The organism is Corynebacterium sp. HMSC22B11 (assembly GCF_001815965.1).
Classification (GTDB): domain Bacteria; phylum Actinomycetota; class Actinomycetes; order Mycobacteriales; family Mycobacteriaceae; genus Corynebacterium.
This window is the reverse complement of record NZ_KV823470.1, coordinates 102466-129174: the sequence shown is the minus strand read 5'-3', so window position 1 is coordinate 129174 and position 26709 is coordinate 102466. Positions and strand designations below refer to the sequence as shown.

18 protein-coding genes and 1 pseudogene are annotated in these 26709 nt (G+C 66.6%); 6 read left to right on the top strand and 13 right to left on the bottom strand.

Translation table 11 applies throughout. From position 1 onward, the window contains the following. The first annotated feature begins 18 nt into the window (after positions 1-18). The gene (locus HMPREF3088_RS01030; protein ID WP_083317285.1) at positions 19-1686 is read left to right on the top strand and encodes an MFS transporter; all 1668 of its coding nucleotides are present in this window, start codon (positions 19-21) and stop codon (positions 1684-1686) included. Positions 1687-1784: 98 nt separating this feature from the next. Here HMPREF3088_RS01030 and HMPREF3088_RS01025 read toward each other — a convergent pair whose 3' ends face one another. Beyond that, positions 1785-2873, bottom strand: coding sequence for a CoA transferase (locus tag HMPREF3088_RS01025; protein WP_070757733.1), 1089 nt, complete (start codon positions 2871-2873; stop codon positions 1785-1787). Between the two features lie 449 nt (positions 2874-3322). Between HMPREF3088_RS01025 and HMPREF3088_RS01020 the strand changes: the two genes are divergently transcribed. From HMPREF3088_RS01020 to HMPREF3088_RS01010, 3 genes are all read left to right on the top strand, one after another. After that, positions 3323-4537, top strand: a complete 1215-nt coding sequence (locus HMPREF3088_RS01020; protein ID WP_070757731.1) for an ornithine cyclodeaminase family protein — start codon at positions 3323-3325, stop codon at positions 4535-4537. Between the two features lie 150 nt (positions 4538-4687). After that, a complete protein-coding gene (gene glnA / locus HMPREF3088_RS01015) occupies positions 4688-6145 on the top strand; it encodes a type I glutamate--ammonia ligase (protein ID WP_012360525.1) in 1458 nt (485 codons plus the stop codon). 639 nt (positions 6146-6784) lie between these two features. Next, on the top strand, positions 6785-7732 hold the full coding sequence (locus HMPREF3088_RS01010; protein WP_083317284.1) for a TDT family transporter: 948 nt from the start codon (positions 6785-6787) through the stop codon (positions 7730-7732). A 195-nt stretch (positions 7733-7927) separates the two neighbouring features. On the opposite strand, the gene HMPREF3088_RS01005 is transcribed toward HMPREF3088_RS01010, so the two are convergent. From HMPREF3088_RS01005 to thrC, 5 genes are all read right to left on the bottom strand, one after another. Beyond that, a complete protein-coding gene (locus HMPREF3088_RS01005; protein WP_070757727.1) occupies positions 7928-8674 on the bottom strand; it encodes a hypothetical protein in 747 nt (248 codons plus the stop codon). Then, positions 8671-9465 carry an ATP-binding cassette domain-containing protein gene (locus tag HMPREF3088_RS01000; RefSeq protein ID WP_070757725.1) on the bottom strand — a complete coding sequence of 265 codons (795 nt, stop codon included), beginning with the start codon at positions 9463-9465 and terminating at the stop codon, positions 8671-8673. The genes HMPREF3088_RS01005 and HMPREF3088_RS01000 overlap by 4 nt, the downstream gene beginning before the upstream one ends. Next, positions 9462-9824: a GntR family transcriptional regulator gene (locus HMPREF3088_RS00995; protein ID WP_070757829.1), complete on the bottom strand. Its 363-nt coding sequence runs from the start codon at positions 9822-9824 to the stop codon at positions 9462-9464. The genes HMPREF3088_RS01000 and HMPREF3088_RS00995 overlap by 4 nt, the downstream gene beginning before the upstream one ends. 1094 nt (positions 9825-10918) lie before the next feature. Then, positions 10919-11911, bottom strand: a complete 993-nt coding sequence (locus tag HMPREF3088_RS00990; protein WP_083317283.1) for a 2-dehydropantoate 2-reductase — start codon at positions 11909-11911, stop codon at positions 10919-10921. A 355-nt stretch (positions 11912-12266) separates the two neighbouring features. Continuing rightward, a complete protein-coding gene (gene thrC / locus HMPREF3088_RS00985) occupies positions 12267-13718 on the bottom strand; it encodes a threonine synthase (RefSeq protein WP_070757721.1) in 1452 nt (483 codons plus the stop codon). A gap of 68 nt (positions 13719-13786) precedes the next feature. On the opposite strand from thrC, the gene HMPREF3088_RS00980 reads away from it, so the two are divergent. Further along, positions 13787-15364 (top strand): hypothetical protein, encoded by a 1578-nt coding sequence (locus tag HMPREF3088_RS00980; protein WP_070757719.1) that lies wholly within the window; start codon positions 13787-13789, stop codon positions 15362-15364. 133 nt (positions 15365-15497) lie between these two features. Here HMPREF3088_RS00980 and HMPREF3088_RS00975 read toward each other — a convergent pair whose 3' ends face one another. From HMPREF3088_RS00975 to HMPREF3088_RS00945, 7 genes and pseudogenes are all read right to left on the bottom strand, one after another. Beyond that, complete coding sequence (locus tag HMPREF3088_RS00975; protein ID WP_070757717.1) at positions 15498-16244, bottom strand: AAA family ATPase; 747 nt, start codon at positions 16242-16244, stop codon at positions 15498-15500. 45 nt (positions 16245-16289) lie between these two features. Further along, the gene (locus tag HMPREF3088_RS00970) at positions 16290-17114 is read right to left on the bottom strand and encodes a fructosamine kinase family protein (protein WP_070757715.1); all 825 of its coding nucleotides are present in this window, start codon (positions 17112-17114) and stop codon (positions 16290-16292) included. A gap of 20 nt (positions 17115-17134) precedes the next feature. Continuing rightward, complete coding sequence (locus HMPREF3088_RS00965; RefSeq protein WP_070757713.1) at positions 17135-17692, bottom strand: VanZ family protein; 558 nt, start codon at positions 17690-17692, stop codon at positions 17135-17137. Between the two features lie 11 nt (positions 17693-17703). Continuing rightward, entirely contained in the window at positions 17704-18978 is a 1275-nt protein-coding gene (locus HMPREF3088_RS00960; RefSeq protein ID WP_246817971.1) for an MFS transporter, read from the bottom strand. Positions 18979-18981: 3 nt separating this feature from the next. Then, positions 18982-20241 carry a dicarboxylate/amino acid:cation symporter gene (locus tag HMPREF3088_RS00955; protein ID WP_070757711.1) on the bottom strand — a complete coding sequence of 420 codons (1260 nt, stop codon included), beginning with the start codon at positions 20239-20241 and terminating at the stop codon, positions 18982-18984. Positions 20242-20767: 526 nt separating this feature from the next. Further along, positions 20768-24205, bottom strand: a pseudogene (locus tag HMPREF3088_RS00950) (bifunctional [glutamine synthetase] adenylyltransferase/[glutamine synthetase]-adenylyl-L-tyrosine phosphorylase); the annotation flags it as partial. 122 nt (positions 24206-24327) lie between these two features. After that, the gene (locus tag HMPREF3088_RS00945) at positions 24328-25668 is read right to left on the bottom strand and encodes a glutamine synthetase family protein (RefSeq protein WP_070757708.1); all 1341 of its coding nucleotides are present in this window, start codon (positions 25666-25668) and stop codon (positions 24328-24330) included. Positions 25669-25728: 60 nt separating this feature from the next. Between HMPREF3088_RS00945 and panB the strand changes: the two genes are divergently transcribed. After that, the gene (gene panB / locus HMPREF3088_RS00940) at positions 25729-26565 is read left to right on the top strand and encodes a 3-methyl-2-oxobutanoate hydroxymethyltransferase (protein WP_070757705.1); all 837 of its coding nucleotides are present in this window, start codon (positions 25729-25731) and stop codon (positions 26563-26565) included. The last annotated feature ends 144 nt before the right edge of the window (positions 26566-26709 follow it).

The window sequence follows — 26709 nt, the reverse complement described above, 5'->3', positions numbered from 1 at the left end:
AAACACACACGTGACTAGGTGATTTTAAGGAGAGCGCACACCACGGTGGCTGAGAAGGACACGCACGCAGAAAGCACACGCCAGGGGCTCACACAGCAAGGCGCCGAACAGCAGGGAACCAAGCAGCACAGCGCCCAAAAACGGGTCAACCAAGAGCCAGGTACCGAGCAGCAGGCTGCGCCCCAGGGCGCCCCGCAGCCCGGCGCCACGAAGGCCACGATCCACTCCCCGGGGACCTATCCCCCGGGCGAAGATCCGCGCCGCTGGAAGGTCCTGGGCGTGATCCTCACGACGATCTTCATGTCGCTGATCAGCGTGTCCATCATCAACGTGGCCCTGCCTTCCATCCAGCAGGGCCTGGGCGCGACCGAATCCGACATCCAGTGGGTCCTTGCCGGCTACACCCTGACCTTCGGCGTCGTCCTCGTCGCCGCGGGACGCGCCGGCGACCTGCTCGGCCGCGGCGGGATCTACCTCATCGGCCTCGGCATCTACACGATCTCCGCCATCGCCGCAGGCTTCGCACCCACCGCGGAGGCCCTCAACGTCACCCGCTTCTTCCAAGGCATCGGCGCCGGCCTGCTCAACCCACAGGGCGTGGGCATGATCCAGCAGTACTTCCGCGGCAAGGAACGCGGCCGGGCCTTCGGCTGGTTCGGCACCGTCGTGGGCGTGGCCGTGGCCATCGGCCCCACCCTAGGTGGCTTCCTCATTCGAATCGGCGGGCCCGAACACGGCTGGCGTTGGACCTTCCTGGTCAATGTCCCCTTCGGACTGCTTGCCTTCGCCCTCGCGCTCCTGTGGTTCCCCCGCCCCCTGCTGGGTCGCGTCAAGGACCCGGTCACCGGCCGCAACGTCGGCGTTGTCCGCGCCATCCGCAGCCTCGACCCGATGGGCTCCCTGCTGCTGGGGCTGACCGTCCTGGCCTTCCTCTACCCCTTCGTGGAACACAACGGAAGCGCCCGCAACTACCTGCTGCTGCCCGTCGCCGCCCTCCTGCTTCTCGCCTGGCTGGCCTGGGAGCGCCACGTGAAAACCACCAAGCCCTTCGAGCCGATGGTGGACATGCAGATCTTCCGCTTCCCCAGCTTCCGGCTGGGCACAATGCTCGCGGGCGTGTACTTCATGGGCATCACCAGCATCTGGGTGCTCGTGGCCCTCTTCTTCCAAAACGGCCTCGGCCACAGCGCACTGGTCGCCGGAGCCGTGGGCATCCCCGCGGCAATCAGCAGCTCCTTCTCAGCCAACTGGGCGGGCAAGCGGGTCGGCGATCGGGGCCGCACGGTCGTCATCCAGGGCATCATCGTGGCTCTGACCGGCATTGCGTTGACGATCCTCGCGCTCGTGCTGCACCACATCGCCGGGGTCTCCGAGTGGTGGATGGTGCTCACCCTCTTCCTCGTCGGTACCGGCCAGGGCGCGGTCATCGGCCCGAACCAAACGCTCACGCTCGCCGACGTTCCCCTCAACTACGCCGGCAGCTCCGGCGCCGTCCTCCAAACCGCCCAGCGCATCGGCACCGCGGTGGGGTTGGCGTTCATCACCGCGATCGTCTTCGCCAGCGCCCGCGCGATCAACTGGACGCTCGGCACCGCCATCGGCTTCGTGACCATCGGGGGGCTCATGGGGATCGGCCTGCTCATCGCGCTCTACGACAACCGCACCCGCGCCCGCCAGGCCGAGTAGCGCCTCCTTTTGGGACGCCCGTCCCTCGCGGTTGTTGTTCAGGACGTCGGGGCAGGACGTCGGGGCAGGACGTCGGGGTGAGACGTCGCGGCAGGACGTCAGTTCCTCACCCTGCCAGCCCCGCGGACCTCGGCGATGGGCACGTCCTGTTCGATGCCCCAGGCCTCCCAATCGGCGGCGGTCCTGGTCTTGAAGGTGGCTGCGAACTGCTCCTCGGTGCCGTCGACCCCCAGCAGCTGCATCGCCCGGGCCATGAAGTGCGGCTCCAGGGCGGCGAAGGCCACGTGGGTGGGCGCGGCGCCTTCCGCCTCGGTGCCCTCCACTTCGGCGCCCTCGACTTCAGCGCCTTCTGCCCCGCCGCCAACGGACTCGCCAGCACCCGCTCCCACGCCGCCAGCAGGTTCGCCAACCTCGGCTCCCGCAGCACCAACTTCCGCACCACCAGCGGGTGCGGCCTCATAGATCCGGTAACCCGGCAGCGCCCCGCCCAACAGTCCGCCCGGCGCGCTCAGCCCACACTGGGCGGGCATCGCGAAGGCTTCGGCCGCATCCGCGAGCGCAACCTCGTGATAGCCACCCCCGCCAGCGGCGCCTGTGTCCTTAGCCTGTTCCTCTGCGCCCTCGCTGGCCGCACCCTGCGCTGCCGAACCCTCACCCGCATTTCGGCCCAGCAGCAGCGCCAACGCCGCCTGCACCGCAAGCTCCGCGCCTGCCAGATCGGCGACGGGCACCGTCGGCATCGCCGGTGGCAACAGCGTGCCCGCATGGGCCTGGTAGGTCAGATCATGACCGGCAAGATCGGCGTCGTCCCCCGAATGGCCAACGATCGCGACCTGACACAACCGCGGATACGCCGCGTGCAGCTCCTCCCAGGACAGCCCCAGCCGCGCGAGCGCGGCGGGACGGGAGGAGGTGATCAGAACGTCACAGGTGGACAGCAGCTCCTTTAGCTGGCCGCGGTCCGCCTCCTCCTTGAGGTTCAGCTGCACCACGTCCTGGCCGGTACAGAGCCACTCGTAATACTGCGGCGCGGCCTGAGCCATGAGGTCCCCGGTGGGCCCCTCGATCTTGGTCACGCTCGCGCCCATCTCAGCCAACCTGCGGGCCGCGATCGGACCCGGCAAATTGGGCGCGAGGCTCAGCACATTGACTCCGCGAAGCACGGTCGGCGGTACTGGCAAAGGCACAACAATCCCCTCCAATTTTCGGGCGCATTTGATCCCAAAAACTACACTGTGACGGAACTCACATATAGCGATAGTAGCAACCGGAGATGGCTGCGCCTGCGTTTCGCGAGTGACGCGCATCACTGCATGTCTCCGCCGGTTCCCAGCCCGCTGCCACGGTTTTCTGCGGCGCCACTACCCCCGCACGAAAAGCACCCTCAACACCCGGGCTTTTCACAGTTTGCGCAAGAAATCGCCCCGCACGCTGCGCTTTTTCCGTATCGTGGAAAACCGTGCCCCTCGGCGCGACGCGGAATAATCCCCGCCAATCGCCCCCGCACCCGGGTCAGCAGACCAGCGCGGCACACCGCGCACGCAACAGATGCTGAGAGGCTGCCGAACACGATTCTGGAGAGAATGCCTCTGGGATTCCTTGTCCGAGGCCGCAGCACAGGTGGCCGTCGAAACAAATGGAAAGGATTGAGTACCCCTTGACCAGCTCAAGCACGGAGAACTCAAACACTACTGACCAGGCATCCGCCAACCCGACCCGCATCGACTTCCTCTACCTCAACGAGGAAGAAATGGTCGACGCCGGTGTCACCGACCTCGCCGCATGCGTCGAGACGATGGAGGAAACCCTCATCCTGCTCGCCGACGGCGACTACCGCATGGCAGGCGCGTCCGCGAACTCCCACGGCGCGCAGATCAACTTCCCGGACAACCCGGAGCACGAAGGCATGCCCGCCAACGGCCCCGACCGTCGCTTCATGGCCATGCCCGCCTACATCGGCGGCCGCTTCCAGAACTCCGGTGTGAAGTGGTACGGCTCCAACGCCGATAACCGCCAGAACGACCTGCCGCGGTCCATCCACCTGTTCATCCTCAACGACGCCGTCACCGGCGCACCGCTGTCCGTGATGTCCGCGAACCTGCTCTCCGCCTACCGCACCGGCTCCGTCCCGGGCGTGGGTGTCAAGCACCTCGCGCTCGAGAACGCCGAGACCGTCGGCATCGTCGGCCCGGGCGTGATGTCCCGCACCATCCTCGGTGCCGCACTGACCCAGCGCCCGAGCATCAAGAACGTCAAGATCAAGGGCCGCTCCGCAGGCTCCACCCAGCGCGCCGCCGACTGGATCAAGGAGAACTACCCGCAGCTCGAGGACGTCCGCATCGTCGAGACGGAAGAAGAGGCAATCCGGGACTCCGACATCGTCATCACCGGCACCTCCACCTCCCCGGACGGCCCGTCCGGCTTCCCGTACCTGAAGAAGGAATACCTGAAGCCAGGCGCCCTGCTGCTCATGCCAGCAGCCGCACGCCTCGACGACGAATTCGTCCAGTCCGATGACTGCCGCCTCGTCGTCGACTACACCGGCCTCTACGAAGAGTGGTTCAACGAGAACGGGCCGGACGTGACCTACGAGCGCCTGCTCGGCATCCCGGGCAACCGCTGGTGGGACATGAAGGAAGAGGGCACCCTACCTGCAGAGAAGCTCGTCAACATCGGCGACATCGCCTCCGGCAAGGCACCAGGCCGCCAAAACGACGACGAGATCTTCTGCTACTCCATCGGCGGCATGCCGGTCGAGGACGTCGCCTGGGCCACCGACGTCTACGAAAACGCCCTGAAGAAGGGCATCGGCACCAAGCTCAACCTCTGGGACACCCCCCGGTTGACCTAAAGCCTGCGGCAACAGACCGCACGCAGCAACGCCCGGTCGTCACAGCACTGACCGGGCGTTTTCCCTACCATTGGTAGTGAGAACTGAATACACAACTGAATATCTGCACGACTTGCACACCACAAACGCCAAGAAGCGAAGTGAAACCCCATGGGTAAGTTCAAACCCGGAAGCGAACACACCACCCCAGAAGGCATCCAGAAGTTCATCCGCGACGAAGAAATCCGCTGGGTGGACGTCCAATTCACCGACGTGCCAGGCATCGAACAGCACCTCACCGTGCCAGCATCCGCCTTCGACGAGGACGCGATCCAGGAAGGCCTCGCATTCGACGGCTCCTCCATCGCCGGCTACACCAGCGTCGACAACTCCGACATGATGCTGCTGCCCGACCTCGAGACCGCGTTTGTGGACCCCTTCCGCAAGTCCAAGACGCTGAACGTGAAGTTCTTCGTCCACGACCCACACACCCGCGAACCATTCAGCCGCGACCCCCGCAACATCGCACGCAAGGCTGAGCAGTACCTCGCGGAGCTCGGCTTCGCCGACACCTGCAACTTCGGTGCCGAGGCGGAGTTCTACATCTTCGACTCCGTGCGCTACGACTCCACCACCAATAAGTCCTTCCACGAGGTGGACTCCGTCGAGGGCTGGTGGAACTCCGGCGCGAAGGAAAACCCGGACGGCTCCCGCAACCTGGGCCACAAGGTGCGCACCAAGGGCGGCTACTTCCCCACCGCGCCCTACGACCACATGCAGGACCTCCGCGACGAGATCGGTGAACATCTGCAGGACGTCGGCTTCGACGTCGAACGCTCCCACCACGAGATGGGCTCCGGCGGACAGCAGGAAATCAACTACCGCTTCAACACCCTCCTGCACGCCGCGGACGACATGCAGACCTTCAAGTACGTCGTGAAGAACACCGCGAAATTCAACCAGAAGTCCGCCACCTTCATGCCCAAGCCGCTCGCCGGCGACGGTGGCTCCGGCATGCACATCCACCAGTCCCTCTGGAAGGACGGCCAGCCGCTGTTCCACGACGAGAACGGTTACGGTGGGCTCTCCGACATGGCGCGCTACTACATCGGCGGCATCCTCAAGCACGCCGGCGCTGTGCTGGCGTTCACGAACCCGACGATGAACTCCTACCACCGCCTGGTGCCGGGCTTCGAGGCGCCGGTGAACCTGGTGTACTCCCAGGAGAACCGCTCCGCCGCGATCCGCATCCCGATCACCGGGTCCAACCCGAAGGCCAAGCGCATCGAGTTCCGCGCGCCGGACCCATCGGGTAATCCATACCTGGCGTTCACCGCCGCGATGATGGCTGGCCTGGATGGCATCAAGAACCGCATCGAGCCAGGTGATCCAGTGGATAAGGACCTCTACGAGCTGCCGCCGGAGGAGCTGAAGGGCATCCCGACCGTTCCGTACTCCCTGGACGGGGCCCTCGAGGCGCTGGAGGAGGATCACGACTTCCTCACCGCAGGGAACGTGTTCACCGAGGACTTGATCGAGGCGCACATCCGCTACAAGTTCGACGAGGAGATCATGCCAGCCCGCCTGCGCCCGACGACGCAGGAGTTCGAGCTGTACTACGACTGCTAGTCGGCTTGCGCACGCGCGCGTACGGTGCGCGTGCGCGTGAGGCTGCGTGAGCACGCGCGGGATCCGTGCGCTGAAAGGGCGCCCCTGGCTGGGGCGCCCTTTTTTGCGTGTTTAGCCCCCGGTTTGCAGAGTTTCTGGTCATTTTTCGCCAGGTTTATGACCAGAAACTCTGCAAATGTGGGGTCTGGGTGGCCTGAGCTAGTCACTGCCCGGGTTCGGACCTGGGTTGGCCCGGGTTACCGCCTCGCAAACCGTTTTGGGCTGTGGAATGTCACAAAACCCGCAAAAAATGACACGCCACGGCCCAAAACCAGGTTCACCGCCCGCTAGTTGGTGTGTTTTGCAGAGTTTGATGCGCGTTTCCACGCCCCGTTCGCGCATTCCGGCTCCCTCTGTACGTTTTGCAGAGTTTGATGCTGCTTTTCGTCCGATTTCCGGCATCAAACTCTGCAAAACACGAGAGAGATCGGGAACACCATCTGCAAAACGTTCCGGTGGGCGGAGTTCTTTCGCCAGCCTCTGGCCCGCCGGCTCCACTACGCGCACCCCGACGCTGCCCCCTTCGCGTTATGAGCGTCGGATCCCGCCCCGTGAAGATGGCCCACCCCGGCGGTGGTGTGCGGGGCGTGGGGCGTTACTATGCCCTGCGTGATAAAGAAGTTTCGGGAACTCCCGCCGCCGGGCCCCGCGTGGGGTGGCAGCCTCATGGGCACCTCGATCGTCGCGCGCCTGCTCGTCGAGAAGGACATGATGATCGGCGCCAGCATCTTCGCAGCGATCGCGTGCGTGATCCTCGTGGCACTGACCATCGGCTTCGCCCGCTACCGGCAGCCGAGCTTCCAGCGCACCACCGTGGCCGAGTGGTCGATGTTCTTCATCGGCATCCTCGCGCTCGGGGCTGCGCTTTCTGGACTTACGGACGTCCCCACCTACCGCCTCATCGGGTTCTGGATTGGCGCACCCGTCACCACCGTGACGTGGGCGATCCAGCTATCCCGCTTTTCTGGGACACCACGGTTCACATGGGGATTGCCGCTGGTCGGGCCGATGATTTCGGCCTCCGTGGCGGGCTGGCTGGCCCGCGATTACGGGCAGATATACCACGTTATGGGCACCGCGTTTTTCGTGATGTCGCTGCTCACCGCCGTGCCGGTTTTCGCGCACGTCTACTGGGCGGCGTGGCACGGCGAGGTGGATCTTTCAGGACCGAACTCCGCGACCGCGTGGGTGCCGCTCGGCGTGATCGGGCAGTCCACGACCGCGATGCAGATCCTCTACCCCAGCACGACGTCGGTGTACTACGGCTACGTCGCGCTGGTGCTTGCTATTCCGCTGGCGATTTTTGCGATGGTGACCTTCTACCCGAACGTGGCGCGCTGGGTGGATTACTCCCCGGCGTGGTGGTCGTGCACCTTCCCACCGGGCACCGTCAGCATGGGTGGCCACCAGGTTGCACTGGTCAATGGTTCGGAGTGGCTGGACGCGGTCGCGCTGGCGATCCCCTTCCTGCTTCTGGCGCACTGGACGGCCTGCTCGAGCCGCTTCCTCGGCTGGGTTGCTGAGAGCCGCCGCGGTTCCACCGCCTAGCCCCCTTGCGCGGTAGTCCCCGGCAACCTAACCCCGGCCGCGCCCCTCCTCACGGCCCGCGCGTGGCCCGTTTTGGGCTGTGGAATGCCACGTAACGCGCAAAAAGCGACACCCCACGGCCCAAAACCGGGGTTGTGGCCGGAACAGCTGGGGTGGGTGGCCTAGAGGCCGGGACTACCCCTGGCGATCCGGTGGCTAGTGCTCAGCCACGCCGCCTCGCGGCTCCGGGGCCGCGCCTGGCAGCTCGGGGACCACCGCTGGCATGGGGCGGCGCTCCGTCCTCAGCGCCCACGCCAGCACCAGCCCGGACACCACGCACACGACCACAGCGAACATAGGTACGCCGGGCCACGGCGCGGCGATGTTGACGTCCAAAACCATGAGCACGGCCCCAACACCGTAGGCCACAACGAAACTACCCACCGCAGCAACAACGCACGCCCGCGTCCCCCGCGCACCGGAGACCGCCCCCAGTGCGGTGCCTGCCACCGTGCCCATCAGGAAACTGAGGAACACGCACAGTCCGGTCAGCGCAAACGTCCCCACCGGCATGCCGGGGCCGTCGCTGGCGTAACGCACGCCGCCGGCAACCTCGTAGCCGTGCGCCTGGACAGTGAAGGAAGCAAAGTCCTGGTAGAAGGTCGGATTCCGATCCGCCACAATAATCATCAGCGTGACCAGGACCGCGGCCAGAAGCGACACCACCACAGCAGACACAGCCGCAGAGCGCAGCCAGCGGGTACTGCTCACCCCGAAATCGCGCAGCCGCATCGAGCGCGCGGCCGTCACCGCGAACAGCACCGCGAGCACGAGGATCGCGAGCATCGTGTTCTCCGTCCCGCGGGAAACAACCAGGCCGCCGAAACCGGCGAGCAGAACCGCACCCGCGCTCACGCCAAGGAAAGTCCGCGGGTTCGTGGCGCTAAAAACTCCGAGTGTCATTGTGCGCTCCTTTCGATATAAGCGCTGGTACTGGCCAGGTCGATCAGTTCCGCGGGGTTGAGATAGCTCACCTCAACGCCGAGGGTGCGCGCATGCTGGGCTGCCGACGCGCTCAGCGGTGCGGCGAGCACGAGCTCGCTTCGGTCGCCCAGGGTTTTCCGCGAGAAGACGGGCAGGTCCGCGGCGATCCGCCCCACCTGCTCCGTCAGCCCACGCAGCACCGGGTGGCGGGTGCGCAACTGCTCGACGTCGAATGGGCCGTGCGGCTCGTGGTCGTGGATAACGATCAGCGTCTCCACCAGGCCCGCGAGGTCCTGGGAGTGCTGGGAGGTCAGGACGATCGTCCGTTCCGGGGCTGCGTTGTTGGGTAGGACGACGTCACCGCCGTCGGTGATGGCTGCGTCCGCGGCGGCGTCGTCTGTAACGGCGTCGATGAACATGCTGCGCAGACGGTGACGGAACTCGACGTCCAGGCCGTTGAAAGGTTCGTCGAAGAGGAGCGTCGGCTGGCCGGAGGCGAGGGCTGCGGCGGTGATCACCATCTGGCGCTGCCCCAGGCTGAGGCTCTTCATCGGGGTGGTGGCCGGGAAGTCGAGGAGGGATTCGGCGCGGTTGATGTCGAGATCTGACCAGCCGGTTTTCGCGATGGCGAAGTACTCGCGCGGGGTGGCGCCGTAGAGGGCGGCGTCGGGGGCGGCCTGCGCTAGCGCCGTGCCTGGGTTCTGGCTGAGGGTGCGCAGGTAGTAGGTCTTGCCGGCGCCGTTGGGGCCGATGACTCCGTAGATGCTCACTTCTCCTCCTTCAGCATGGCGATGATTTCTTCGAGCGAGAGGCCGAGCGCGGCGGCTTCGGTTTTGAGGGGGTCGATGTAGGTGCGTTGGAATGCGCCCTTGCGCTCACTGCGGATGCGCTCGCGGGCGCCTTGGGTGACGAACATGCCGAGCCCTCGTTTCTTTTCGACGAGCTTTTCCTGTGAGAGTTCCGTCATGGCTTTGGCTGCCGTTGTGGGGTTGACCTGGTAGAACTCCGAGAGTTCTTTCGTGGACGGGGCTCGCTGGTCAATGGCGAGCTCCCCGGACAAGATCATGGACTTTAGGTCCTCCGCGATCTGTATGTAGATCGGGCGAGGATCCGTTGAATCAGTCTGCATGACCACCTCCCTGGTTATGGGGTTTACCATGTAGGTCATAAACCTAAGGGTAGGGGTGGGCTGGTGTCAAGGTTTTGCGGCAAAACCGCGCATTGGACCAGGTCGCGGTGAAGCGCAGCGCAGCGGCCCGGGGCCGGTTGGCCTCGTGGCCGGGGCAGGCTGGGCTTGCCGGCCCCTATGCCCGTTTTGGGCTGTGGAATGTCACAAACCCCGCGAAAAGTGACACGCCACAGCCCAAAACCAGGTTCGTTGCCACCACCTGCTCCGATCGCATCGCGCAGAGCCCCGTAAAACTCACGCCCCGTGGCCCAATCCCATGACGCAGCGCGGCCGGGGCCGGGGTGGCCCAAGGCCCTACGCCCGTTTTGGGCCGTGGAATGTCACGAAACGCTCAAAAAGCGACACGTCACAGCCCAAAACCGGGTTCGTGGCCGGAGCTGGCTGGGGTCGGCGGCCTTGGGCCGGCTGGAGCCTTGTGGCCGGGGCTGGCCGGGGGTGGCCGCGTGGCCGGCGCAGCTGGCCGGGGTGGCCCAGGACCCCAACGCGCGTTTTGCGGAGTTTAATGTCGCTTTTTGGCCGATTTCCGACATCAAACTCTGCAAAACATGAATGGTGAGGCGTGAATGGTGGTGCGGGTCCGCACCTAAGCCAGGTAGGGTCCCGGGCCGGGGCTGGCCGCGGTGGCCGCGCGGCCGGCGCAGCTGGCCGGGGACGCCGACCCCCGGAAACCCCTAGCCCTGGCTAGGCTGCCCCCTATGTGCGTTTTGCAGAGTTGAATGCCGCTTTTCGCCCGATTTTCGGCAACAAACTCTGCAAAACATGAAAGAGGTGAGTGGAAAGCGGGAACGCACTCTGCAAAACATGAATAGGGTGCGCGCTAGTGCGCGCACGCGGCGCGCAAATGAGAGGCGTGCTGACCCCCCCTCCCGGCCCGTTTTGGGCCGCAGAATGTCACGAAACGCGCAAAAAGCGGCACGCCACGGCCCAAAACCAGGTTCGTTGCCCGCTAGTTAGTGCGTTTTGCAGAGTTTAATGTCGCTTTCCGACCGATCTCCGACATCAAACTCTGCAAAACATGAATGGGTGTGTGGCACCTAGCCCTGGCGGCCCTCGGCCTGCGCCTTGATCTGCCCCTCCAGCGCGCCCTGCATCATGTCGTGCAGCGGTGTCGGCACACCAACGCGCGCAGCCATGCGACGCACCGCGCCCACCTGCGCATCCAGCTCATTCGGCAGCCCATCACGGATATCGCGCTGCATCGAGCTCGTCGCGGAATCCGGCTGCTTATCAGTGAGCGCCATCGTCTTCGCCACGATGTCCTCCGGCAGCCCCACGCCGTGCGCCCGCGCGGCCGCCTCGTACTCCCGCATCAGCCCCTCGAGCGTGCTACGCAGCCCCGGCTTGCCCTCGGCCCCCTCCTCGCGCAGGTAGCCCAGCGGCTGATGTGCCAGCGCGCCCAGCGCACCCGTCGGCGTGACGAACATAGCCTTGGACCAGATCTCCACGAAGATGTCATCCCAGACCTCGGACTTGAAGCCCGCCGCAACCAGCGCTTCACTGAGCTCGCAGGCCACCCGGTAAGCGTGGCTATCCTGCGCACGGTCAAAGGTGCCGATGTTCAGCACCTTCATTCCCGGCAGGAACTGCGCGGTCGCCGGCCCCTTGTGCACGAAGTAGCCGCGCACGATGCCCGGAATCACGTTCTCCTCGCCGTACTGCTCCGCGACCAGCTGCGGCACCTCCACCGAGTTGTGCAGGGTCACGATCGGCACCTGCTTACCGTCGGCGGTCTTGATGCCGGAGACGTCCGGGAAGGAGTCGTTGCCCGGCAGGGACTTCGTCGCATTGATAATGACGTTCAGCCCGCCCATCGTCTCCGCAAGTTCCTCGAAGCTTTCCGCAGCGGCAACGTTGGAGACCACCGAGGTCTCCTCGTTCTCGTCGATGAGCGTCAGGCCCTTGGTGCGCAGCGCATCGAGGGTCTCGTTGCGGGCGACGAAGCCAACCTCCTGGCCCGTCTCGGCCATGCGACCGCCATAGTATGCGCCCAGCGCACCGGCACCCAGAAAACCAATCTTCAAAGCCACGCCTCCTCAAGGCTCGCGAAAACAGTTGCGAACCCCACCATACGTCGGTGGCATGAGCGGCGGCGCGGGTGGGCAACGCCCATGTGCATCCTGGCCTAGACCCCGCGCCCAGCCCAGCCAGGACCCCAGCCGGGCATAGGCTCCTACCCCTCTCGGTCCAAGCTCCTAATCCCGCTCAGCTCGGCAAGTACCCCTAGCTCGTCCAGCCCGGCCTAGGCCCCGCGCCCAGCCCGGACTAGGGCCCTACTCCCCCGTTTCCAGGCCCCTAACCCCGCTCAGCTCGGGCCCAGGCCCCAGCCAGGCCCCGCGCCCCAGCCCGGCCCAGCCCCGCGCCCAGCCCGGCCAGGCCAGTTCCCTAGTTCTCGACTTCCTTGGTCTCCGCGATGGAGTCCAGGATGTACTGCTTCACGCGCTCAGCGTCGTTCGGCAGATCAACCACGTGGCGGTCGGCGTCCATAATTCCGGCGAAACGCTCCGGAACCTCAGGGACCTCCCCGATGGCCTCCTCGATCGTCTCCGCGAACTTCACCGGCAGCGCCGTCTCCAGGACGACAATCGGGCCCTCAACCTTGTCACGCCACTGCTGCGCGGCCTTCACACCATCCGCGGTGTGCGGATCGATGATCACGCCCAGGCGCTCATGCAGGTCCCGGATCGTCGCCACGCGATCCGCGTGGGAAGACGTACCGGACGCGAAACCGTACGTCGCGGCCGCCTCCGGGAACGCCGGGTCCTCCGCCAGGGAGAACCCGCCCTCGCGCACCTTCACACCGAACAGGTCCGCCACCCGATCGGCGTCCCGACCCAGCAGGTCGAAGACGAAGCGCTCAAAGTTCGACGCGCGGGAAATATCCATCGACGGGCTGGAGGTCTTCAACGTCTCCGCGGAGCTGCGCACCCGGTACTCGCCGGTGCGGAAGAACTCGTCCAGCACATCGTTCTCGTTCGTCGCGACGATCAGGCGGTCGATCGGCAGGCCCATCTGCTTGGCGATGTGACCTGCGCAGATGTCGCCGAAGTTGCCGGTCGGCACGGAGAAGCTGATCTTCTGTTCGTTCGACTCCGTCAGCTTCAGCCAAGAGGAGATGTAGTACACGACCTGGGCCATCAGGCGTGCCCAGTTGATGGAGTTCACCGCACCGATGCGGTTATCCCGCTTGAAATCCGCATCCGCGGACACGGCCTTCACCACGTCCTGGCAGTCATCGAAGACCCCGTCGAGGGCGATGTTGAAGATATTCGGGTCATCCAGGCCGAACATCTGCGCCTGCTGGAAGGGCGTCATGCGCCCGGCCGGGGTCAGCATGAACACGCGGATCCCCTGGCGACCACGCATCGCGTACTCCGCCGCCGAACCCGTGTCACCGCTGGTCGCGCCCAGAATGTTCAGGGTCTCGCCGCGGCGGGCCAGCTCGTACTCAAACAGCTCGCCGAGCAGCTGCATGGCCATGTCCTTAAACGCGGCCGTCGGCCCCTCAGAGAGGTGGCCCAGGTACATGCCGTCCTCGAGCTCCGTGACGGGGACGATCTCCTCGTGCGCGAAAGCCTTCGTCGTATACGCACGGGCCGTGATGGCCTCCAGGTCCTCGGCCGGGATGTCGTCCACAAAGATCTTCAGCACCTTGGCAGCCAGCGCGGCATAGCCCTTCTCCGCGAGCAGCTTGCGCCACTCGGTGAGGGTCTCATCGCTCAGCTGCGGGTACTCGGCAGGCAGGTAGAGGCCGCCGTCCGGGGCCAGGCCACCCAGCAGGATGTCCGAGAACTTGGCGGGGGTACGGGAAGAATCACGAGTCGAAATGTAGTCCACGTCTCCACATCCTAGAGCACTGCCCCGACATCGGGTGAGACCAGCCGAAACAGGCTAGACTAACCTGCGTGAAACAGCCCCACCCCACCCCCCGACGCGAATCCTCCCAGGAGACGTCTGCGTCCAACGTGGTGTCGTCCGGCGCCGCAGCGACCAACGGGGCGGTGTCCGAAACAACGACGTCCGACGGTGCGACGTCCAACGGGGCGCCGTCCGACACAGGGGCCAACGGGGCAGCGTCCGGAACGACGACGTCCGGAACGACGACGTCGCGAGCAGTCACGGCGAGTCGGAAGGTCACGGCGGAACGTCCGGCGACGTCGGGGCGGTCGGTTGCGACGACCCGTCCGGCGCGGCCGGTCTACCAGTCCCCCATCGCGGTGTGGGTCTGTTGGCTGCTGGCCAATATCTTCCAGCTGTGGATCGTGGCCACCTACCGCTGGGGCACCGAGGACCTGAGCTACTACCGCAACGGCAGCCTGCTCTCTGGCCCGTTCGGCGAGCATATCGTCGGCATCGGTGGCAGCCCCACCCCCTTGAGTGAGTACCCGGACGTCGGCGTGTGGCCCATCCGCGCGGTCAAGGCCGTCGCGGACGGGCTGGCACCCGGCAGCGAGACCGCATTCTTCCTGATCTTCGCCCTCGCGTGCTGCCTGCTCGGGGCACTATTCACGGGATATCTGCTGCGTCTGGGGCGGTTCCTCGGGGCGTGGACGTGGGTCGGCGTGAGCTTCGCCATCGGGCCGATCCTGCTGACCCGGCTGGACCTGATCCCCGGGCTCGCGGTCGGCGTGGGGGTGGCTGTGGTGGTCTCCCACCCGCGGGTCGCTGGCGCCTTGTTGGCCTTCGCCACCGCGTCAAAGCTGTGGCCCGGGGTGTTGGCGGTTGCCCTCGTGGATCGGTGGGACGCGCGCGGCACGTGGCAGCGGCTGGGCTTCTTCGCCCTCACGCTCGCCGTGCTGGTGGGTATCACCACCGCCACCGAAGGCTTCGAGCGCGTCATCAGCCCGCTTACTTATCAGGACGTCCGCGGCCTCCAGGTGGAGTCGGTCGCTGCCACGCCGTTTACCTTCCTCTCTGCCTTCGACGATCGCTGGGAGATCAACCTCTCCTCCTCCAAGAGCTACGAGGTCACCGGGCCCGGGGTGGAGCTGGCGATGCACGCCGCCACCGCCGTCATGGCGCTGACCCTGCTGCTGGGCGTGTACATCGCGCTGCGGCACTTCCTCCGCGGCGGGTGGAACACCGAGCGCGCCCTGGCTGCGGCGACGATGCTCGTGGCCCTGCTACTGCTCGGCAATAAGGTGTTCTCTCCGCAGTACGTGCTGTGGCTGGCACCCCTGATCTGCTTGGCCATGCCTGCAAGGATTGGGCGGCGCGGTGTGCGCGGCGAGGGTGCCCGGTGGCGGGACGTACTACTAGACACCAGCGAGGGCGCTCCCCTGGGACTCGGGGTGCTCACCGTAATCATCGCGGGCTTGAGCTTCCTGGTCTTCCCCATCTCCTATGGCTGGCTGGTTTCCTCCGGCCCGGCAGTGATCCCGGCAAGCATCCTCGTGGTGCGCAACCTGCTGTGCATCCTCGTGGCGATCATCGCCGTTCGCTGGTGGCTGCGGCTCTCCCGGCCCGGCGGGCAGGTCGTGTAAGCCTCAGCCTTCCACACTGAAGACACGGCGTCGGCGTTCCCCGGCGCGCGGACTGCCTAGCCCCAAGACCCTTCACACCGACCCGGCGAGCCCAGCAGGACGCCAGCTGGTGACGTCCTAAAAAGAAGAAGGCCTACTCCCCCAGCAGGAAGTCCACGGTCCCGTGGGGATCGGCGAAGAACTCCGCGAGCGCGGTGAAGGCCTCGGTCTGCTCCAACGCGGTGGTGCAGATACCGTGCTCGCCGATCTCGTAGATCGTGGTGCCGGGGAAGGCCATGAGGATCGGCGAATGCGTGGCGATCACAAACTGCGCGCCCTGGCGAACCTCCTCCGCGATCTGGCCAAGCAACGCCATCTGGCGGATCGTAGACAGGCCGGCCTCGGGCTCGTCGAGCAGGTAAAGCCCGGCGCCGTCGATGTACTCGTGGAAGATGTCGAAGATCGACTCCCCATGAGAGCGGGCGGTGATGTCCCAGTCTGCCTCCAGCCGGTTTCGGCCCGCGGTCTCCATCGGCGACTGGTTGTGCAGCACCTGGGTCAGGTGGCTCTCCGCGCGCAGGAAATAGCCTCGGAGCAGCGGCTGCGAAAGGTCCGCGACGAGGTCGTGGACCAGCGGCGACTCGGTGCCCGTGCTCGCCTGTTTGAACGGATCGTCCAGGCGGCCCCCGGTGGCCCCGAAGCCCAGTTTGAGGGCGAGCGCCTCCAGGAGCGTGGACTTGCCCACGCCATTCTCCCCGGAGAGCACGGTCACCGGCGAGGGGAACTCCAGCCGGCCACGCTCACGAAGATCAGCGACGACCGGCATCTGGTGCACCCAGGAGCTGGGCTCGCGCAGCACGTGGCGCAGCCGGATGGCACGCAGCGGGAGCGTGGATCTCATGGGCTTAAGCTTAGCGGGAGGCGGATGACGGGCTGCGGGTAGTGGCTAGAGCGCGAGGCTGCGGTGCACCGCCGTCATCGCCTGGCGCACATAGGAACCACCGAACACCGCGACGTGCAGGAAAAGCAGGTGCAGCTGGTGCAGCGGCACGCGCTGCCGCCAGGAGGAATCCCAGCCCGCGGCCTCCTGATACGCACCCAGGATGCGCTCCTGGTGCGCGATGCCGAACAGCTGCAGGGCGGCCAGGTCGGTCTCCGGGTGCCCGCCGTGCGCGGCCGGGTCGATGAGTACTGCGCCCTCAGGGCTCCACAGGACGTTGCCCGCCCACAGGTCGCCGTGGCAGCGTGCCGGTGCCTGGTCGCCGGGGACGTCGAGGTCCCCGTCGCGCAGGCGCTCCAGCAGGGTGCGGACGGCCCGCTGGTCCTCGCCCGACAGACCGCCCCAGGCGGGCTCGATCAGGGGCTCTAAGAGGTTCGCGTAGAACGCACCCCAGCTCTCCCAGGCCCCCAGCGGCAGCGGCAACAGGTGCTCGTTCGGGCCCTGGTAGCCACTCCCCTCCCAGGGCTCGCCCGCGGCGTTCACGGGGCCGGCGCCGAAACACGGGGCGCCCGCGGCGTGCGTGGCGGCTAGTTCGCGACCGAAGGCCTCCGCGGCCTCCGGGGTGGGTCGGGTCTCCTGCACCCGCTCCAGGACGACCGTGTCCGGGGTGCGCTCCACGACGCCGACCACCCGGGCGCCCTGAGCGGCACCGGCGCCGCCACCGTCCTTCGGGGCGGCCCCGTCACCGTCCCGGGCGGCAGCCAGCCACTCCAACCCGGCGGCCTCCCACGCGCCGGTGCGCCCCGGATTGTGCTTGGTGAACGTACTCATCGGATCACTCCCTTTAAGCCTTAGCCGACGACCTTCTCCGGATCCCCCAAGCGGTCGCCTAGCCCCACCAATACCGCGAAGACCACCCCGAGTGCCAGCGCCAGCCACACCCACACCTTGTGCCAACGCGGCCCCATCTTCACCGCAAAATACGCGCCCAGGAACGCGCCCAGTGTGTTGCACCACCAGTCGTCCACCGAGGTACGCCCCACCGAGAACACGTACTGGCAGACCTCGATGCCCAGGCTCAACAGGGCCGCGACCCACACCGCGCGCCACACCGGCCGGTTCACCCCGAAAAACACCACGACCAGCAGCATGCCAAGGGGCACGAAGAAGGCCACGTTGCCCACGTAGTCGAAGACCACCCCGAAGATCGTCGGGGACTGGCCGACCAGCTCAAAAGGCACCAGCAACAGCTCCCGCACCCGCTGATTCTCCGGCTTCCACAGCAGACCGATCTGGTAGAAGCTCTTCCCAACCGTCAGCGCCAGGACGACCGCCACATAGGCGCCCAGTGCGGTCAGCTGCAGCGCGCGGGCCGGCCGGGCCGCGTCGTGAGAAGTAGTGCGAGACATGCCACCGAATCCTAGCGACGCGGCCGGGTGGCCACCACTCCAACCAGGCCCAGCGCCCACACGCCGAGCACCACGAACCAGCCGAAGCGGAACTCCGCCCAGGTGTAATCCCCGTTCGGAGCAGCCAGCGTCAGGTAGATCCCCATCGCCTGGTTGGCGGCCATCCCGGCCAGCCAGCCGCCCATATTCGCCAGCCCCGTCGCGGTGGCCACGAACTCACGCCGGCACTCCTCACGCACCGAATCGAAACCGATATTCGCCAGCGGCGAGACCACCCCCATCACCACGTTCATCACGAACGCCGCAGCGGCCGTCCGCGGCTCCGGGGAGATGAAGAACAGCAGCCACGCGGCCGCACCCAGCGACGTCCCCACCACGATGGCCTTCCACCGCGACCGCCCCAACCGGGCGGACAGGAACCCCACCAGCACCCCGCAGATCGCCATCGCGAGCGTGGAGGCAGAAATCGCCCAGCCCGCGGTGGCCTTATCCATGCCCATGCCCAGCGTCATGATCGGCATGCCCCACAGCAGGGTGAACACCACCAACAAGGAGAGCCCCGACCAGTGGATAAAGAAGCCGTGCCAGGCGGTGCGGTTACCCAGCGCGTACTTCACCGCCACCATCGGCGAGGGGCCCGGTCCGTCTTCTTGGTTGTCGACGCCGCCGCGCCGGCCGCTCGTCAGCTCACCCGGCGTATCCCACACGACGACGAAAGCCACGATCCCTACGAACAACCCCACCGCACCCAGGGAGACGAAACCGATGGTCCAGCCAGCGGAACCGACCAGCGCGAGGAAGGGCACCGCGGACAGGAACTGCCCCAGCTGCCCCACCGCACCGGTGGCCTGACCGAATAGTGGCGCCGTGCGCAGCGGGAACCAAGCGGGAATGATCCGCATGACGGACAGGAACGCGGTGGCGTCCCCGGCACCGACCAGCACGCGAGCAGCCACAGCAACCGGGAAGCTCGTCGTCAACGCCAGCAGCACCTGGCCCACGGCCATCAGCACCGCCCCGTAAAGCATCATCTTCCGCGGCCCCAGCCGGTCCACCAGCAGACCCGCGGGGATCTGGGCGAAGGCATAGGTCGCCAGCTGCACGGTGGTGAACACCGCCAGCTGCCCGGCGTTGATCTGGAACTGGTCGAGGGCATCCACGCTGACCACGCCCAGGGAGGTGCGTCCCAGCACCGCCATGACGTAGACGAGAACACCCGTAACCCAAATTCCCACCGCCCGTGGGGTCACGGTGGTGGGAATGGGGCTGTTACTGGCAGAAGTCACGGTTTACGCGTCGCGTTCCTCATTCTCAGCAGCTGCGGCAGCGCCAGCGCCCTGCAGCTCCGGATCGTCCTCTGGAATCTCGATGCCCTTGACCCGCGATGCCAGGCCCTGGACCACACGGCCCACGGCCATATCGCCGGTGACGTTCGCGGCGGTGCCGAAGGAATCCTGCGCCAGGTACAGGGCGATCATCAGGGTCAGCATCGGCTGGTCGAAGCCCAGCATGGACTCCAGCACGCCCAGCGCGGTCATCACCGCACCACCCGGGGCGCCTGGGGCGGCGACCATCATGATGCCCAGCACCAGGATGACCGGGATCATCTGGCCGACGGAGATCATCTCACCGTGAGCCAATGCCCACACGGCCATGGAGCAGGCGGTGATGGTGATGATGGAGCCAGAGAGGTGAATATTCGCGTTCAGCGGGATCAGGAAGTCCGCGAAGCGTGGGTGCAGGCCCGCCTTCTTCGCCGAGCGCAGGGTGACCGGAATGGAGGCCGCAGACGACTGGGTGCCCAGCGCGGTGACGTACGCCGGCAGCATCGTGCGCAGCATCGTGAACGGATTCTTGCTGGAGACCGCACCAGCGATGCAGTACTGGAAGACCAGCATGACCCAGTGCAGGACCAGCACCATGATGAAGACCTTCGCGAAGACAGCGAGGATGTTCGCCACCACACCGGCGTAGGTCAGGTTGCCGAACACGCCCATCACGTGGAACGGCAGCAGCGGGATCACCACGGAGCTCAGCAGGCGCTCGATGATCTGACGGAAATCATCCGTCAGCTGGTACATCGTGCGGTCGGTCAGGCGGGTCATGCCCAGGCCGACGACGAAGGCGAGGATCAGCGCGGTCATGACGTCCATCACCGGCGGGATCTCGATGCTCGTATACGCCTCGACGAGGGCGTCCTCCGGGTTATCGGTTTCCATCAGGCCCTGGGCGCCGTCCAGCAGGAAGCGGAACAGACCGAAGGAGGTCAGCAGCGCCAGCAGACCGGCGATGACCGTCGAGCTGTAGGCAACGCCCAGGGACAGGCCCAGCAGCTTGCCCGCACCGCGACCCAGGGAACCAATGCCGGGGGCGATGAAGCCGAAGATGATCAGCGGGATCACGAAGCTCAGGAAAGTGCCGAAGATCTGGTTAAAGGTGGCGAACGCGCGGATCGGCCACTCGACATCCGCGGAGCGGCAGATCGCGCCGACCACGATGCCGATCACGATGCCTGCGATCAGTCTGACAATAAGGGGGATCCGGTTCACGAATACTCCTGCTGGGTTTATGGGGAATCGCCCAGATTATGGGCGGGATCAGGGCACAGTTTAGGTTTCCATCCCCCAGATGGGTTAATTGACGGTGAACAATCCCCGCATCGGGGCGCTATACATCCCCCGAAGTAGGTAATCCTCGGGGGTGCTCAGCCCTCCCGAGGCACCCCAGGGGGCTAGTTTCGCGGGCGGGGCGGTGCTGGTATGGCCGACGCGGTTCTGGTCCGGACGGGCCTGGCGGACGGTGCTGGTGCGGACCGGCCTCGGCGGGCAGCGCGGCGCTGGTGGCCGGGGCTCGGCGGGCAGCGCTCCTCCCCTACAGCCGCGGTCGGCGCCCGCGGAAGGCCCGCACCACCTCGTCGCGGCGGTCGGCAGCCCAATCGCGGTCCAGCATGTCACTGTTGAGAACCTTGTCCAGCTCGACGTGGTCGCCAATGCCGAAGGCGCGGGAGTCCTCCGGGTGGTGGTCCGCACCCCAGTCCAGCTGGTCCATGTGGTCGAATTCGCTGCCCTCGGCGTCCTCAACGATGTCCTCGCCCCAGAACACCCGGTCCACGACCGTGCGCGCCCGGCGCGTCTTCTTCAGGTAGTCGTCCAGGAACTCCTGGGACTCCTCGATGGGCCAGCCAGCTGCCGCTGCGACCTGGGCCAGCGGTTTGCCGGAGCCCGGCAGCTGGTCCTTCCGCTTGCCGCGGACCAGGGCGAGCGCGTTGCGGGCCTTCGTGGCGGTGATCCACGCCTCCCGCATCGTCAGGGCGTCGGCCTCACTGATCAGTTCCTCCGCTGCCATCTCCTTCAGCACGCCCAGGGTGGAGGTGTTGCGCAGATGCTCCTTATCGCAGTGCTGCATCGTGAGCAGCTGGGCGGTCCACTCCACGTCCGTAAGCCCGCCGCGGCCGAGCTTGGTGTGCAGGTTCTTATCCGCGCCCTTGGGCAGACGCTCGGAGTCCACGCGCGCCTTCATGCGGCGGACCTCGCTGACCTGCTTGGCCGTTGCCCCACCCGCCGGGTAGCGGAATTGGTCGATCATCCGCAGAAAGCGCATGCCGAGGTTCTTGTCGCCGGCGATCCAGGTGGCGCGCAGCAGCGCCTGCAGCTCCCAGGTCTCGCCCCACTCGGAGTAGTAGCGCTCGTAGCTGGCCAGGGTGCGCACCAGCGCCCCGTTGCGGCCCTCCGGACGCAGGTTGCTGTCCACCTCCAGCGGCGGGTCCTGGGAAGGCTTGCCCAGGCGGCGGCGTACGGATTCGCAGATCGTGATCGCCCACTTCAGTGGGTCCACCGCGCTGGCATCGCTACCCGCAGCGTCGGCGCTGCTCCCCGGCTTCTCCGCGCCGCTGTTGTCCACGTCCGTCTTCTCGACGTCAGCGCCGTCCTTCCCGACGCCCGCGTCCTTCTTGCCCTCGGCGGCCTGGGCTCCGTTCGTGCCGTCGCCGTCCTGCTCGACGGGTTCGGCGACGAACATGACGTCCGCGTCCGAGCCGTACCCCAGCTCCGCGCCACCCAAGCGCCCCATCCCGATCACCGAGATCGTGGCCGGGGCGTTGGTCTGGTGCTCATCCTCCCAGGCCCGGATCTCCGTCTGCAGGGCCGCCTCCAGCACCGCATCCCAGACCCAGGACAGGGACACGCAGACCTCCTCCACGCTCATCAGGCCGAGCAGATCGGCGGCCGCGATGCGGGAGAGCTCCGCCCGGCGCAGCGCGCGGGCCACACCGATCGCCTTATCCGGGTCCCGCTGCCGGTTCGCCGCCGCGACCAGCGAGTGAGTCACCACCGCGGGCTCCCGATCCAGCAGCTTTGGCCCCTTCGCCCCATCCGAGAGCAGCTTGACCGAATCAATGGAATTCAGCAGCAGGTCCGCCAGGAAAGGCGAGGTTCCCAGCAGAAACATCAGGCGCTTGCCCACGATGTTCTCGTCGCGCAGCAGGCGCAGGAACCAGGAGCGGTCCATCGCCGCCTCCGAGAGCTTCCGGTAGGCCAGCAACCCAGCATCGGGGTCGACCGTGGCGGACAGCCACTCCAGCAGGCTGGGCAGAATGATCGCCTGCAGCTTGTGCTTGCGGGTCGTGCCATCGGCCAGTGCGCGCAGGTGCTCGAAGGCACGCTGCGGGCTTTCGTACCCCAACGCAGCCAGCTGGCGCTTCGCTGCCTCCGGGGACAGGCGGACGGCGTCGGCGTCCATCCCGACCACCGAGGAGAGCAGCGGGCGGTAGAACAGCTTCCGGTGCAGGTTCTGGATCTGCAGCGCGGACTGGCGGACATCCAACTCCAGCTGTTCCACCAGGGAACGCTGAGTCCCCGAAGCGTCCGTGGAGCGCACGCGGCCGGAGGTCTTGGCCAGCCAGCGGCGCTCCTGGACGTCGTCCTCCTCCGGCAGCGTGTGGGTCCGCTTCAGCCGGTGCAGCTGCAGGCGGTGCTCCAGCAGGCGCATGAACTCATAACAGCGGATCAGCACCTGGCCGTCCTCGCGGCCCACGTAGCCGCCGTCCACGAGCTGGCGCAGGGCTGCGACCGTGGCGGAGACGCGCAGGTTCTCGTCGGTGCGGCCGTGGACGAGCTGCAGGAGCTGGACGGCGAACTCCACGTCGCGGAGGCCGCCCTCCCCCAGCTTCAGCTCGCGGCTGCGGATGTCGGCGGGCACGTTCTCGATGACGCGGCGGCGCATGGCCTGCACATCTGGGACGAAGTCCTCGCGCTCCGCCGCCGACCACACCATCGGGGCGATGGCCTCGCAGTAGTCTCTGCCGAGCTCCAGGTCCCCGCTCATCGGGCGGGCCTTGAGCAGGGCCTGGAACTCCCAGGTCTTGGCCCAGCGCTGGTAGTAGTTCACGTGGGAATCCAGGGTGCGCACCAACGCACCGCGCTTGCCCTCCGGGCGTAGGGCCGCATCGACCTCGAAGAACACGCGGCTGCCGATGTTGATGAACTCACCCGCCCAGCGCATCGCACGGGCATCCGCGGGTTCGGCGACGAAGATGACGTCCACGTCCGAGATGTAGTTCAGCTCTTGGGCGCCACACTTGCCCATCGCCAGCACCGCCAGCCGGGCGGGCTGCTTTTCGTTCTCCGCCCCCGGCTTTCCGTAGACCGTGCTGCAGGCCACCGCGAGCGCCGCGGTCAGGCCCGCGTCCGCCGCATCCGTGAGCGCCAGGGAAAGGGCCTCGAAGTCCAGTGCTTTGGGCGGGGTGTGGCCGCGCTCCACCATGGTGGATGCCAGGTCGATGGCCGCCACCCTGGCCAGCAGGTTGCGGTAGGCCACCATCAGCGCCGAGTCCGCTTCGCTGCCGGTGATCGCCGCCTTGAAGGTCAACTCGCCGGCCTCGTCGACCGGCGTGGCCCCCACCGCGGCGAGCATCGCGTCCATCATTTCCTGGCGGCTGGGCATCGGGGCGGCCAGATCCACCCAGGTGCCGGGGTTGGCCACCACGTGATCGCCCAACGCGGTACTGGCCCCGAGCAGGGCGAAGAGGCGGCGCCGGAAGTTGGGATTCTCCTCCACCGCTGCAAGCAGGGTCTCCGCCTTCACATCCGTGAACTGGGCGACCTGGCCCACCGGCACCCCCACCGCTGGGTCGATCTGGGAGGCGTCGGCCTGCGCGGCGTCCTGCTGGCCGGAACGTGCCGCGCCCTGCCCTGTATCTGTCCCACCCTGGCCCGCATCTGCCCCGGCCTGGGCAGCTGCAGCAGCGGCCACGGACTCCGGATGCGCCGCGCCGGGCACTGGCAGGTCGCCGGCTTCCTCCGCCGCCCGCAGAGCTTCGACCAGGCGCACGAAGTTATTCAGCGCCAGATCCGGGCTGCCGGCGGCCGCGAGCGTCCACAACAGGGAGGTGTGCTCCCGTCCGGTCCAACCCAGCATCTCCAGGTCCTCCACCGCGCGCTCGCGGCGCAGACCCAGCACCCGCGGGGACGGGACGTCGGAACGGGAGGTGCGGGGAAGCCCCTGCGACCTAGTCATAGAACACTCACTTCTTCACAAAAACGTCGATGGCGGCGGGCTGGGCGCGTACCTTCCGGTCTCACCGTGAAACCGGAGGCAGCGCCGGGTAGCCAGGACAGAACCCAGCTACCCGCTGGGGCCTAGAACTCCAGGTGGTGGCGCAGCTCCCACGGGGAGATCTGAGACTGGTAGGCATGCCATTCCTGCCACTTATTACGCAGGAAGAACTCGAAGACATGCTCGCCGAGCGCTTCGGCCACCATCTCCGAACGCTCCATCTTCCGCAGCGCATAATCCAGGTCCGTCGGCAGATCCTTGAAGCCGGCGGCGATGCGCTCCCGGCGCGTCATCAGGGACACATCCTCCTCCGCCGGGGCAGGCAGCTCGTAGCCCTCGCGGATGCCCTTCAGACCCGCGGCCAACATCACCGCGTAGCCCAGGTACGGGTTCATCGCCGAGTCCGGGGAGCGGATCTCCACCCGGCGCGTCGCCGCCTTGTGCTGCGTGTACATCGGGATACGCACCATCGCCGAGCGGTTGGACGCGCCCCAGCTCGCCGCACGCGGTGCTTCCTCGCCATAGGAGATGCGCTTATAGGAGTTCACCCACTGGTTCGTCACCGCGGTGAACTCCGGGGCGTGCTCCAGGATGCCCGCGATGAAGCTCTTCGCGGTGGCAGAGAGCCGGAACTCGTCGTCCGGGTCGTGGAAGGCGTTATCCTCCCCCTCGAACAGGGAGATGTGGGTGTGCATCGCGCTGCCCGGGTACTGGCTAAAAGGCTTGGGCATGAAGGTCGCCCGCACCCCATTGCGCCGCGCGACCTGCTTGATCAGGTAACGGAAGGTCATCACGTGGTCCGCCATCGTGAGCGCATCCGCGAAGCGCAGGTCGATCTCCTGCTGGCCAGGGCCGTTCTCGTGGTGGGAGAACTCCACCGGGATGCCCATCCGCTCCAGGGAGTTAATCGCCTCGGCCCTAAAGTTCGGCGCATTATCCGTCACCGCCTGGTCGAAATAACCACCATTATCGGCGGGCACCGGCGGCTGGCCGTCGGTGTCGATGGACTTCACCAGGAAGAACTCGATCTCCGGGTGAACATTGCAGCTAAAGCCGTCCTCCGCGGCCTTCGCCAGCTGGCGGCGCAGCACCTGCCGCGGGTCCGCCCAGGATGGCTGCCCATCCGGCATCGTGATGTCGCAGAACATGCGGGCGGAGAGGTAGCCGTCCTGTTCCGCACCGAAGGGCAGGATCTGGAAAGTTGAGGGATCCGGCTGGGCGATCGTGTCCGCCTCGAAGGCCCGCGAGAAGCCCTCGATCGCGGAACCATCGAAACCAATCCCCTCCGTGAACGCCCCCTCCAGCTCGGCGGGAGCCACGGCCACGGACTTCAAATAACCCTGAATATCGGTGAACCAGAGGCGGACGAAGCGGATATCGCGTTCTTCAAGGGTGCGGAGGACGAATTCCTGTTGGCTGCTCATAATCCCCATCTTAGGCACTAGCCCGGACACGCCCTGGGTGCTTCTGGCACAATCACATTCATGGCTCGACAGGATTCCCCGCGTGGGTACATGGTTCCCACCAAGCAAGTTCGCATCTCCGACCTCACAGCACGCAAGGCCAGCGGCGAGAAATGGGCGATGCTCACCGCATATGACTATTCCACCGCCGCCGCCTTCGCCGAGGCCGGAGTGGAATGCCTCCTGGTCGGCGACTCCGCGGCCAATGTGGTCTTCGGTTATGACCAGACCCAGCAGGTCAGCCTGGAGGAGATGATCTTCCTCGCCGCCGGCGTGGTCCGCGGCGCCGGCAATGCGCTGGTCATCGCCGACCTGCCCTTCGGCACCTACGAGGCCTCCGATGAGCAGTGCGTGAAGAGTGCCGCCGAGATGATGCGCCGCTCCGGTGCCGCGATGATCAAGATCGAGGGCGGCCGCCGCATGGCGCCCCGCATCAAGGCCCTGACCGAGGCCGGTATCCCGGTCTGCGCGCACATCGGTTTCACCCCGCAGTCCGTCAACCAGCTCTCCGGCTTTAAGGTTCAGGGCCGCGGGGATTCCGCCGCCCAGCTGCTGGATGACATGGCCGCCGTCACCGAGGCGGGCGCCGAGATGGTCGTGCTGGAGATGGTGCCCGCGGACGTCGCGAAGCAGGCCACCGAGCAGTTCCCGATCCCCACCATCGGCATCGGCGCTGGTCCGGACACCGACGCCCAGGTGCTGGTCTGGCACGACATGGTCGCCCTGCCAGAACATGGTCACCGCCCGAAGTTCGCCAAGCAGTGGGCCCAGGTCGGCGCGTCTCTGACGGATGCTGCGGCCGCCTATAAGCGTGAGGTCGCCGAGGGCACCTTCCCCGCCGAGGAGCACTGCTTCTAGCTACGCGCTCTTTCTGTTAGGACGTCGCCACCTGGGCCAGCCACGGCCCCGGCGGGCGGCGTTTTTGTATTACCCAGCCCTTGACCGGGGCAGAGATCCCACACTGCCCAGCCGGATCAGTCAGCGCCGAGCATCAGCGTGGCT